This is a genomic window from Pseudomonas sp. Z5-35, from assembly GCF_051131945.1.
GTDB lineage: Bacteria > Pseudomonadota > Gammaproteobacteria > Pseudomonadales > Pseudomonadaceae > Aquipseudomonas > Aquipseudomonas marvdashtae.
On the sequence record NZ_CP071640.1, the window covers coordinates 2,351,869 to 2,363,885 of the forward strand.

The window sequence follows — 12,017 nt, forward strand, 5'->3', positions numbered from 1 at the left end:
CAAATCCGGTTTGCGTTCGCTTTCGGTGCCAATGCTTTTCAGGCAATGTATCCTCGGCCCTATATCCAGCCGCCCTCCCTTTGCCAGGAATGCAGGCGTATCGCTCAAGGAGACGTTGATGAGCATGAAGATCGAGGCGGTTGTCGCCCGAAAAGTCGGCTTTGCCTCGCACCAGAACGCTGTTCCACTGCTGCGTGAACTTAGTATCAGCAACGGAGGAGACGTGCCTGAGCAGGGTTTAGTACTTACCCTCACCACTGATCCTGAGTTTGTTGAAACCCGTACTTGGCACGTCGACCGGGTCAGTCCTGGTGATCGACTCACCGTTAGTGATCGCGATATCAGACTAAATGCGAATTACCTGGCTGGTTTGAGCGAAAGCTTGGCCGCAGAAGTAATATTGCGATTATTCCAGGGCGATGAGCTGCTTGCTGAAGAACGCTTGCCGACTGAGCTCTTGGCGCGGGCAGAGTGGGGTGGCCTCAATGCTATGCCAGAGCTACTGCCGGCCTTCTGTATGCCTAACGATCCAGCCGTCGATCGGTTGTTGAAGGCGGCGTCAGACGTACTACGCGGTGCAGGAAAAAAAGATAGCATTGATGGCTATGAAGGAAAATCTCGCACGCGGACCTGGGAGCTTGCGTCTGCTATCTGGTCAGGTGTGTGCAGCTTTAAGCTGAGCTATGCGCTGCCTCCGGCGAGTTTTGAGCAGCAGGGGCAGAAAATCCGCACGCCCAGTCAGGTTCTGGAAAACGGTGTTGCCACGTGCTTGGACAGCGCACTGTTGTTTGCCGCGGCATTAGAGCAAGCCGGGCTTAACCCTCTAGTAATCATGACCAAGGGGCACGCATTCACCGGAGTCTGGCTACAGCCTCAGGAATTCTCACAATTGTTGACCGATGAAGCGTCGGCCGTTCGTAAACGTCTCGATCTTAGGGAACTCGTGGTTTTTGAAACCACATTAGCTACGCAATCTCCGTTTCCGAGTTTTAGCCATGCCGTTTCTGCTGCCGAGCGCCAACTGAGCGATGACGACTTCGTCATGGCAATTGACGTACATCGCGCGCGCATGCAAAAGATCCGTCCACTTTCGGCGAGCGTAGCGGCTTACGATGTTCCCGTAGAATCGGGACAACAGCCACAGCAAGGTGAAGTGTTAGAAGAGGCTCCGTCGTTGCCAGGCTTCGACGTTGAGATCGTTGTGGAGACCAATGGTGCCGCAGGTAAGCTCATCTTGTGGCAGCGTAAGTTGCTGGATCTCACTACGCGCAATCGCTTGTTACACCTTCCGGACAGCGCGAAAGGTGTTCGTTTGATGTGCGCGGACCCTGCGGGGCTTGAGGATTTACTAGCTAGCGGCAAGCGTATCCGGGTAGTCCCGGTGCCTGACCTCAGGAGTGGCGGTCGTGACCCAGCGTTGTATGAGCAGCAAAACAGAGAAAACCTCTTGGAAGAGGTGGCCCGGCAAGCGCTGGATCGTGGTGAGGTACTAGCGAACCTGGAAAAGACTAAGTTGGATGCCATCTTGGTCGAGCTCTATCGAAAGGCGCGGACTGATCTCGAGGAAGGTGGTGCGAATACGCTGTTTTTGGCTATTGGGTTTCTGAAGTGGAAGAAAAGCGCGGATGATCCCAAAACCTACTCCGCGCCATTGGTCCTGTTGCCAATAAAACTTGAACGCAAAAGCGCATTGTCGGGGGTGACTCTGAGCATGCTCGACGAAGAGCCTCGTTTCAACCTGACGTTGCTTGAGTTGTTGCGCCACGACTTCGAATTGGTGATCCCAGGATTGGATGGAGAGCTGCCCGCAGATGAAAGTGGGATCGACGTCGCTAGCATCTGGAACATGGTGCGCCGCGCCGTGCGTGATATACCGGGTTTTGAGGTGGTCCCCGATGTGGTGATGGGAACGTTCTCATTTGCCAAGTACTTGATGTGGAAGGACCTAGCGACTCACTCCGCTCAGCTTTTGCAAAGCACGATGGTCAAACATTTGCTAGAGCGAAGCCCTGGGGGCGAAGGCTTGATCGGTAGCGATGAGTTTCCTCGCCCCGAGCAGTTGGATATGGTCGTGACACCGGCGCAGTTGTTTACTCCGCTGCCGGCCGATTCGTCGCAGTTGTCGGCGGTGGTCGCTTCAGCAGGCAACCACAGTTTTGTGCTCGATGGACCACCCGGTACCGGCAAGTCTCAGACCATTGCCAACATGATTGCGCAAAACCTGGCAATGGGTCGCAGGGTGTTGTTTGTCGCAGAAAAACGCGCTGCGCTAGAGGTGGTATATCGACGACTGGCGGAAAAGGGCTTGGGGGAGTTCTGCCTTGAACTTCACTCTAGCAAAGCATCGAAGGTGGAGGTTCTAAAACAGCTGGATCGTGCCTGGGATGTTCGCGATGCTCTGACAGCAGAAGATTGGGAGCGCGAAGCAGGCCGGTTGCAGGTTTTGCGCTCACGTTTGAATCAATTGGTTGAAGTGCTACATCGACGTCATGCAAACGGACTTTCGCTACACCTGGCCATCGGCCGGGTGATACGTGATCACACCAGTGCGACGCCAAAACTTCAGTGGTCGGAGGCGGCCGAACACGATGCAACTCAATACGATGAGTTCCAGGATCTTGCTCGTCGACTCGGGTTGAATGGCGCGGCAGCCAGAGATCTTTCTCCTGCGTTTAGCAGTTTGGCGCAGACGCAGTGGTCCAATGCCTGGCAGTCCCAGATTGCGGCCTGCGCACGCGAATTACCGTTGGCGCTAGATGCCTTGAACAACGCCTGTGATCGGCTCCTGGGACTGATGAACGCGTCTATTCCGAAGACTGAGGCCATTCATTATCAGTACATCTCGGAATTAGCATCGCTGCTCGGTAAGTGTCACGGAGTAAACCTTTCCTTTGCCTTTGCTCCGGATGCACAGGTACGTATCGAGTCCGCGCACCGAGCGGTTGGTTGGGTCGATCGCTATCAGGTACTTCAGCAAAGCCTTTCGGTAAATTACGCCGACGAAGCATGCCGTCGTGTTCCAGTTGAGGAGCTTCGTGCGGCATGGCATGGGGCCGCGGGTAAGTTCTGGTTTTTCGCATCGCTCGCAAAAAAGAAAGTCGCAAAGCGGCTGGCGGTTCTCGGCGGTGCAACGGAACTGCCGGATACGATCAACGACTTGGAAATCCTGGAGCAGCAACAGGCCCTTCTGCTGCAACTGGACGGTTTGGCGGTGGACTTGCAGTCTGTTCCCGGCTGGCAGGGTACCAACAGCGACCGGGCCCGACTCGCGCAAGCGACTGAGCTGGCCGAGCAGTTGCGCCGCAAAATCAGTGCACTAGCTGAATCACCCGACGCACTGATCTCGTTGCGCGCTGCGATCCAGCGCGTAGTTGTGGACGCTAATGAGATGCTTGGTCCCGATACTCATATCGGTATCGCGATCGCTGAGCTGCAACATACTTATTCCAAGTATGAGGAAATATCGAACCAGTTCAGTGCGCTAGCTGCTACACGGGGCAACGTCATTTCGTCTATCGCGGGGTTGCGCGATATCTCCACTCAGATCGTTAGCCAAGAGGGGCAGCTTAAAGCTTGGTGCGATTGGTGCCGGGTGAAAGAGCAGGCCGATGAAGCAGGCCTGGCGCCTATCGCCAATGCGCTAGAGCGGGGTAGTCTGCTGCCTGAGGCCGCTATTAATGCGTTCCAGACTGGATATGCATATTGGTTCGCAAGAAAGGGCATCGACGAAGAGCCACTGCTGCGCACCTTCGTGGCCGCAGAACACATGAGTGACATTGCGGCGTTCAGTAGACTTGACGACGAACTGGCAAAACTGACCGTGCGCTACATCCGTGCCAAACTGTGCGGGCAGATTCCGTCCAAGAATGATGTCTCCAAAAGCAGCGGTTTCGGCACACTCAAGCATGAGTTGCAAAAATCTCGTCGGCACAAGCCCGTTCGCCAATTGGCGATTGAGATGGGCGATGCGTTGAACCGTCTAGCACCGTGCATGCTTATGAGCCCGTTGTCGATCGCTCAATTTCTTCCGGCTGATCTGCCGCCTTTCGATTTGGTGATTTTTGACGAAGCCTCGCAAATCGCCCCCTGGGACGCCATTGGTTCGATTGCCCGGGGCAAGCAGGTAGTCATTGCAGGTGACCCTCGGCAGATGCCGCCCACCAATTTCTTCAACCGCGGCGCTAGCGCTGCCGATGACGATACCGAAGAAGACATGGAAAGCATCCTGGATGAATGTCTGGGGGCTGGCGTACCGAGCCACAGCCTTAGCTGGCACTACCGCAGCCGGCATGAAAGCCTGATTGCCTTTTCGAACCATCGTTACTACGACAGCAATCTCATAACCTTCCCTGCGTCAGAGACGCGCGCCAGTGCCGTTGAGTGGCGCCGAGTGGACGGCACCTACGCCAAAGGAAAGGGCAGATATAACCAGGCCGAGGCAGAGGCTATCGTCACGGAAACGGTTAAACGGCTGATGGACCCTGCGTTTATTGCGGCGGGCCATACCATAGGAATCATCACCCTCAACTCCGATCAGCAAAAGCTAATCAACGATCTACTCGACGTGGCTCGGGCCCAACATCCCCAAATCGAGCCGTTCTTCCAGGAAACTCAGACTGAGCCAGTGGTGGTGAAAAATCTTGAAACCATGCAGGGGGATGAGCGCGATCTGATCATGTTGAGTATCGGTTACGGCCCCACCGAGGCGGGAGCTCAGAGCATGTCGATGAACTTTGGTCCGCTTAATAAGGACGGCGGTTGGCGTCGTCTGAACGTAGCCATTACCCGCTCGCGCCGCGAGATGCTGGTGTTCTCATCGTTCGATCCTTTCATGATCGACCTTAACCGTACCAATGCACGAGCCGTTCGGGATCTGAAGCATTTCATCGAGTTCGCTCAACGCGGGCCAAAAGCGCTTGCGGAGGCAGTACACGGCTCTGTGGGCAGCTACGATTCGCCTTTCGAAGAAGCCGTGGCGAAGGGCTTGCGTCGACTGGGCTGGGAAGTGGTACCGCAAATAGGCGTTTCGCGTTTTCGCATCGATCTCGGCATCGTCCATCCTGATCGTCCAGGTGATTATCTGGCAGGAGTGGAGTGCGACGGCGCCACTTATCACAGCGCAGCTACCGCCCGGGACCGGGATAAGGTGCGGGGCGCCATCCTGCGCGGACTTGGGTGGAGCTTGCTCCGTCTGTGGTCTACCGAATGGTGGGTAGACAAGGAGGGGGCTCTTCAGCGGTTGCACGCGGCGCTGAACAGTCTGTTGGATGAGTCACGGGCCAATCGTGAGGCTTCTATGGCTCCTGATTCGCCAACTGTCGCGGCGATCATCGAGTTTCCTGTAGGACGGGAGTTAGAAGAAGAGAATGGCGAGTCGCTAGTTTCTGAGCCTGTTGCCCAGGCTACGACTGCGTCGGAGGCTCGCATCGCCCGTTCAGCGACGGCAGGGTTTATGGTGACTCCGCAACGTGGTGAATATCGCATCGCGGATCTCTCTGGCATTAAGCCCTTGATCGATGCGGCCCAGTTTTACCAGCCGGATTATGTGTCTGTTCTGAGCGAGGTCATTGCTGAGGTGTTGCGCCAGGAGGCTCCCATGCTCGATGCTGTACTGGTTCAACGCGTAGCTCGTGCCCACGGCTTTCAGCGATCGGGGCGACTCATCCGAGATCGTGTGCTTGACCTCGCAGAGCAATATCACCACGTGCAGGTTACGGCGGCAGACGAGGCGTTTGTCTGGCATTCCGAATCGGACATTGCGAATTGGTCGACTTATAGAGTGCCTGCGTCGGATTCGGATAGTCGTTCCATCGAGGAAATCGCGGCTGAAGAGCTTCGTATCGCTGCGGAAGTGGTCGGCATTGGTGACCGTGCGCTTGAGATTGCTCGGCTGATGAGAGTTAAAAGGTTGACGACTACGGCACGGGAACGGCTGGAGCGCATCCTAGGGGCATGATTGGAAATGCGGCATGACGAAGGTTTAATCCTACGGTTCTGTTGAATATATAGCTGCCTGCCGGGCCTGCGGCAAATCTCCGGCGTTGGCCATCAGGTGGGAAGAGCGTGATGGGTGGTTATCGTATGAGCAGGGACTGTCCGATGAAAGCCAGCTCGGACACTCAGGATGTGGGTTGGCGCGTAGCGTCGTCAACGCTTAGGTTTGGATGTCCCTTCTTGCCCGTTGATGTGCTTTTAAAACAAGTCCAGAATCAAGTCTTTTCCTGCTCCAGCAAGAAAAGAAACCCCTTAGATTTCAATGAGTCGGACACCAGATACGAGTCTCGTTTCCCGCTCCAATTATTTTTCTATACACTTCCATTGAAGTATGTAGAAACCAAAGAAAGAGACTTCGGTCTCTTTTTTTGTTCCAGTAAAATCCATCCTGATACATCAATATCCACGATTTTTTAGTACATTTTTAGTACATCAATTCGACGCTTGGTAAGTCAGTTTTTAGAGCTGCAGGGCACTCTGAATACTTTACAACACTCCTTCATCCTGTGAGTGGAGTTAGTACGATGGTCCTTACCAATACGGCGGTCCGGCACGCTAAACCTCGCGCCAAAAACTACCCCCTCCCTAACTTTAATCGCCTTGCGCTTTTCGTGAATACGAAATGCACCGAGAGCTGGTACTTCTGCTTTTTTTGGGCGGCAAGCAGCCCCGTATCAGCGTTTTCCGGCCAGCGACAGACCCTCTACACGGATCTGAGCGGCGCACAAACCAATCAGGCTCGCCTAATCAGGTAGCCCTCTTTGAGCTTTGCTGGCTATTGCACGTTTTAACCATTGACTCACCAGGGTGTGGGGCGTGATCAATTGAGACGGAGCTTCAATCACTCTTCCGACTGTAGGTGAGTTTGTCTCTGCGTTATTCGCAGCGGGTGGAAGGGCACGGTCGAGAACTTGGATTGAATCTCGCCCTTGATTGCAGGCGGTTTGGGTTTGCGTTGACGCTGCTTTCCTGCTTTTCCTGCTTTCCTGCTTTCCTGCTTTCCTGCTTTTCCTGGTGAAGCTCACTAATGTGTACATGCAGTCCGCCACTCCCAATCTAGCGCGTGCTTAGGTCAACATGGTCGGAGCGGATGTTAGATTTCGGAGATATTTTAGGCATAACCAGTCCATTGGGCGAGCATGTCCGCAAAATGCTCAAAAGGAGTCGACGACTCGGTCGGTGCGTGCTCGCTCGTAGCGAGATGAGCCCTGCCGGCCTCCACGGGCAACACGACGCGTCATCATTACAATGGTTAATCATCGCCTAGCTGCTCTTCGGAACAGGCGGCTAATAGCCGGTTAGGGGCGCCAACGACGCCTTCAGGTCCGAAGTTTTATTTCAGGCGTCCCCTAAAACGATGGCTCGTGACACCAGTTTGCAACGATCCTTGCTGCCGGCGAACCCTCCTTCGAGCGGAACGGGTTACTAGCCAGAAATGATTGATTTCTCAATATTGAGGATTTGGTCATTTGAGGATAACCTGTTCCTGCTTCACGACATGTCCTTCGGGCGGTCGGCCTCTCCCCAATAAGAAGAGCTCGAGATGAACAATAAGAACCCACCCAAGCAGCCCCCCCTTTTGGTTGATGTGTTAGTGGTTGGTAATGGCCCGGTTGGTGCAACACTTGCCGCGCTACTGGGGCGATATGGCGTCAGGACGCTGGTACTGGATAAGACCCACGACGTCGTACTCATGCCCAGAGCCATCGTCTTGGATAACGAGGCTCTGCGCATTCTGCAGTTGGCTGGCCTGGCCGAGGACGCCTTCGAGAAGGTCCTGATTCCTGAAGTCCGTATGCATTCACCGGTGCTTGGTCAGTTTTCTCGAGCCAATACCAGTGGCAGCCTCGACGGGCATCCGAAGCTTGTGACGTTCTACCAGCCAGATCTCGAGCACGCGATGCGAGCGCGATATGGCACTTTCGACTCAGTCAGCAGCATGGGAGGGATGGCGCTAGAAGGTTTCATTGAAGACGAGGAGGGTGTCACAGCTTCTGTGGTCGGTGAGGACGGTCAAACCTACGCCATTCGAGCCAAGTATCTCGTAGGAGCAGATGGCGCCAGCTCCAAAGTTCGGACGCTGATAGGTCAAGATTTTCAGGGAAGCACCTATGCGGAGGATTGGCTCATTGTCGATGCCTGCAATCGGCATCACACGGCGATCAATCATGTTGAATTTCTATGCAATCCACAACGACCTACACCTCACATGCCTGGCCCAGGTGGACGGGAGCGATGGGAGTTCATGCTGCAACCCGGGGAAAAGCGTGAGGAAATGGAGAAACCCGAGAACGTTGCCAAGCTGCTGTTGCCTTGGTCATCCACCGAAGAAGTGCAAATCGAGCGCAAGGCTGTCTATCGCTTCCATGCGCGTTGCTGCAAGAGCTTCCAGAAAGGGCGGGCATTTCTCGTTGGCGATGCGGCTCACATCACGCCGCCTTTCGTTGGGCAAGGTCTGGTTACCGGTCTGCGCGATGCTGCCAACCTTGCGTGGAAGTTGGCCTGGGTGCTTCGCGGTCAGGCGTCCAGCGCTGTTCTGGCCTCCTACGACGCGGAACGTCGTCCCCATGCACAGCAAATGATCAACATGGCGAAACTGATGGCACGCCTGGTGATGCCTCGCAATAAGCTGGCCGCTTTCTTTATTCATGGTCTGATGCGATCGCTGTCATGGACGCCGCCGACCCGGCGTTTTTTTGAAGAGTTGGACATCAAACCAAAAAACATTTTCAAGACTGGCCTGTTCCAGTGCCATCGCCGTGGTGACAAGCTGATCCGTGGCGGACTATTTCCACAGGCCTGGGTTCGGGATGCGAACCGCCAGTTCCAATTAAGCGATGACAGTCTCGGGGATCAACTCACATTGGTTGGGTTTGGCGTTGACCCGCGCACCTTGCTGGACCAACGTCATGTTGATCTTTGGGCCTCGGTGGGAGGCGTTTTCCTGCATATTGGTTCCCATGGACAATCAGGAGAACAGGGCTCAGCGTTCTTGGAGGACCTGAACAATGCCTTCCTGCCGCTGGCGAAGACCGGGACATTGGTGGCCGTGCGCCCTGACCGGATCATCATGCACCACAGCCCTGGGGATCAGGCTGCAAAGATGGTCGAAGAGTGCCTCGATGTGCTCGGGGTTGTTCGCGACTCCAACATCCAGGATCTTTCCACTAACATGCACATGTCCATCGGAATAAGAGCTTAGATATGGCGCCTTCCACCCAGCCCACTCCACCTACGGCCGAACCGCCTCTTTCCCGCGGCCATAAAAAGCGTGAGCGTACGCGTCGTGGGTTGGTGGATGCAGCACTGCGGCTGTTTTCTCGGAAAGAGTTGGGCGAGATCGCATTGCTTGAAGTTGCCGAAGAAGCAGACGTCTCTAACGGCACGATTTATAACTACTTCCGAACCCGCGACGAGATGGTTGAAGCAGTAGGTATCGCGATGGCGACTGAATTTTCAGACGCCGTCTCAAGCCTGAGTCAACACGTTCCTAGTGGCGCCGAGCGATTGGCAATTGGTGTCCGGATGTTCATTATCCGGGCGTCCAATGACCCTCAATGGGCCAGCGCATTGTTGAGAGTCTTCCATTTCGACCGTGCTATGCGCTCTAGGCTGGCGATTCATGTGCAAACAGATTTAAGGGCCGGGCTGGCCGAGGGCGTGCTTGCTTATGAAGAAGAAAGCACGGCCTTTGACCTGGTATTGTCGTGCACAATCGGAGCAATGCGCGCGGTGGTGGAGGGCAGGGCCGTAGTCGGCCATGATGCCCGTGTTGCCGAGATGATTCTAAAGGCGCTGGGCGCCGCTTCCACTAAGGCCAAGGAGATTGCCGAGGCAGCGTTGCCTGCCCCGCCATGACATAGCGAGACCTTGGTCAGGCTCGGTCAACCCACTCCCGATAAACTCGGGTCTGCCGGCGAGCCTTTAACTGGCTGGAGAGCAGCGTCACGAGTGGGGATGCCTTGGGATCGGTTGACCTGCCTTGGCTCAACAGCCCCAACTGTTTTTTGACCAAAGCGGCCGTTGCCATGGATGCCAATGCCTTGTGTTTCCAGGGTACAACAATCGGAGAGACATCCAATTCTCGCCCCGCCGCCCACTGGCCCGGTAGCTCAGGCTCGACAGCCAACGCCGTGGCCATTCCTACCATCGAAACCGACCCGCTCACCACTCGCTCAGCGACGGCTTTTCTACGCACACCACCAGTCACCATCAACGGCATGCAAGCAACGTCACCTATGCGCTCGGCGAATTCCAGAAAGTAGGCCTCACGGGCGAGGGTGCTGCCGTCGCGTGTCTGGCCTTGCATGGCCGGACTTTCGTAACTGCCACCCGATAATTCAACCAAGTCTACCGCCATCTCGTTCAGCATCCGCACAACCTTGGCAGCATCGGTTGCACCGAAGCCGCCTCTCTGAAAGTCGGCTGAGTTGAGTTTGACGGCTATGCAGAATGCCGGTTTGACCCGGCTGCGTATTTGCTCAAGGGTTAGAAGCAGCATACGCGCCCGATTTTCCAGGCTGCCGCCCCACTGGTCGAGGCGTCGATTAGTAAGCGGCGATAGGAACTGGCTAAAAAGATAACCGTGGGCGGCGTGAACCTGGACACCAGTGAAGCCGGCTTTTTCGGCCAACACCGCGCTATTGGCATAGCGCTCTATCAATATTTCTATTTGCAACTCGCTCAATGCCTCCGGCTGGGCAAAGGCCTTGGACAGTCCCGGGATGTTCAGTGCCACGGCAGAAGGGCCTCGCGCGGGTTGTCCCATCGCTGCGAGCAATTGGCGGCCGGGATGATTGATTTGCATCCAGGCTTGCGCACCACGGCTGCGACAGGTCTCGGCCCAATCCTTGAACCGACTCAGATAACGGTCATTTTCCAGCACCACACCTGCAGGACCCGTCAATGCGTACCGGTCGACCATTACGTTACCAGTGATGATCAATCCCGCGCCGCCTTGCGCCCAGCGCCGATATAGCGTCATCAACGCCTCCCCTGGCGCGTGGTCACTATCCGCTAGGTTCTCTTCCATTGCCGCCTTAGCAATCCGATTGGGTATCACAGCACCGTTGGGTAGCCGAAGCGGCTCGAACAGCTTTGAGCGAATCATGAGTAGCACCTTCGTCGATAAGTAGTCAGCCACCCCATTTCTTGAACTTTGTAAATTTTAGGGCAGAGCACCTTCAAATTGAACATGAGTGTTCAATTTAGTCAATCTGGGATTCACGCTGTCACGCGTTTACCTACGAGAAATATAGAGATGCGTGGAGATTTCACGGCAGTCTCGAATCTCCACAGCTGCAACTGGACAAAGAGGGGTTGACGAAAAATGAACACGAGTGTTCAATTGACCCATCGGTGTACTGGAGATTGAATATGGAAACCCTGAATCCGACCCAACGTCGCATTCATCAAGCAGCCTTTCGCTTGTTTGCTGAAAGAGGCACCACGCAGATCAACATTCTTGATCTCGCACAAGAAGCGGGCGTGGCCCGCGGAACGGTGTACAGCAATATCAAAAACATCGAGAGCCTGTTCGAAGCGGTCGCCAGCCACCTTGGCCGAGAGATGCATGAGCGTATACGCAAATGCGTTCACAGCCTTGACGATCCGGCGCAGGCGCTTGCCTTTGGTATTCGTTTTTTTATTCGACGAGCCCACGAGGAGCCTCAGTGGGGAGCTTTCCTGCACCGCTTCGCCAGCAGCCATGCTTCCTTGCGTGAGATGTTTGCAAGCCAGGCGATGACAGACCTTCTCAGGGGTATGGCCGGTGGTCGCTACACCTTCCGGCAGGAGCAATTGGTGGGGGTCGTGACGCTGATTTCCAGCAGTGTCCTAGGCTCGATTTTCCTGGTGTTGGAAGGACACCGGACGTGGCGTGACGCCGGTGCCGATAACGCAGAGCTGGTGCTTCGGGCCTTAGGTCTGCCTCCCGAGGAGGCGCGAATGTTGGCAACTCAGGAGTTACCGGCGCTGCCCACGCTCGACTAGCGCTTTTCCCAATGAATGACAGCCCTTCAGGC

5 protein-coding genes are annotated in these 12,017 nt (G+C 55.4%); 4 read left to right on the forward strand and 1 reads right to left on the reverse strand.

Features of this window, described 5'->3' with window-relative positions:
• Nucleotides 1-118: 118 nt before the first annotated feature.
• From J3P95_RS11070 to J3P95_RS11080, 3 genes are all read left to right on the forward strand, one after another.
• The gene (locus J3P95_RS11070; protein ID WP_434577298.1) at nt 119-5,956 is read left to right on the forward strand and encodes a DUF3320 domain-containing protein; all 5,838 of its coding nucleotides are present in this window, start codon (nt 119-121) and stop codon (nt 5,954-5,956) included.
• A gap of 1,581 nt (nt 5,957-7,537) precedes the next feature.
• Nucleotides 7,538-9,196 carry a bifunctional 3-(3-hydroxy-phenyl)propionate/3-hydroxycinnamic acid hydroxylase gene (locus J3P95_RS11075; protein WP_434577296.1) on the forward strand — a complete coding sequence of 553 codons (1,659 nt, stop codon included), beginning with the start codon at nt 7,538-7,540 and terminating at the stop codon, nt 9,194-9,196.
• Nucleotides 9,197-9,198: 2 nt separating this feature from the next.
• Complete coding sequence (locus tag J3P95_RS11080) at nt 9,199-9,852, forward strand: TetR/AcrR family transcriptional regulator (RefSeq protein ID WP_434577295.1); 654 nt, start codon at nt 9,199-9,201, stop codon at nt 9,850-9,852.
• A gap of 16 nt (nt 9,853-9,868) precedes the next feature.
• On the opposite strand, the gene J3P95_RS11085 is transcribed toward J3P95_RS11080, so the two are convergent.
• Nucleotides 9,869-11,104, reverse strand: coding sequence for an NADH:flavin oxidoreductase/NADH oxidase family protein (locus J3P95_RS11085; protein ID WP_434575551.1), 1,236 nt, complete (start codon nt 11,102-11,104; stop codon nt 9,869-9,871).
• Nucleotides 11,105-11,370: 266 nt separating this feature from the next.
• On the opposite strand from J3P95_RS11085, the gene J3P95_RS11090 reads away from it, so the two are divergent.
• Nucleotides 11,371-11,985 carry a TetR/AcrR family transcriptional regulator gene (locus tag J3P95_RS11090; RefSeq protein WP_434575553.1) on the forward strand — a complete coding sequence of 205 codons (615 nt, stop codon included), beginning with the start codon at nt 11,371-11,373 and terminating at the stop codon, nt 11,983-11,985.
• Nucleotides 11,986-12,017 lie beyond the last annotated feature (32 nt).

Excerpts from the sequence above, each read along its gene's own strand:
- J3P95_RS11080 (WP_434577295.1), top strand. The coding sequence starts at position 9,199 with ATGGCGCCTTCCACCCAGCCCACTCCACCTACGGCCGAACCGCCTCTT.
- J3P95_RS11070 (WP_434577298.1), top strand. The coding sequence starts at position 119 with ATGAGCATGAAGATCGAGGCGGTTGTCGCCCGAAAAGTCGGCTTTGCC.
- J3P95_RS11085 (WP_434575551.1), bottom strand. The coding sequence starts at position 11,104 with ATGATTCGCTCAAAGCTGTTCGAGCCGCTTCGGCTACCCAACGGTGCT.
- J3P95_RS11090 (WP_434575553.1), top strand. The coding sequence starts at position 11,371 with ATGGAAACCCTGAATCCGACCCAACGTCGCATTCATCAAGCAGCCTTT.
- J3P95_RS11075 (WP_434577296.1), top strand. The coding sequence starts at position 7,538 with ATGAACAATAAGAACCCACCCAAGCAGCCCCCCCTTTTGGTTGATGTG.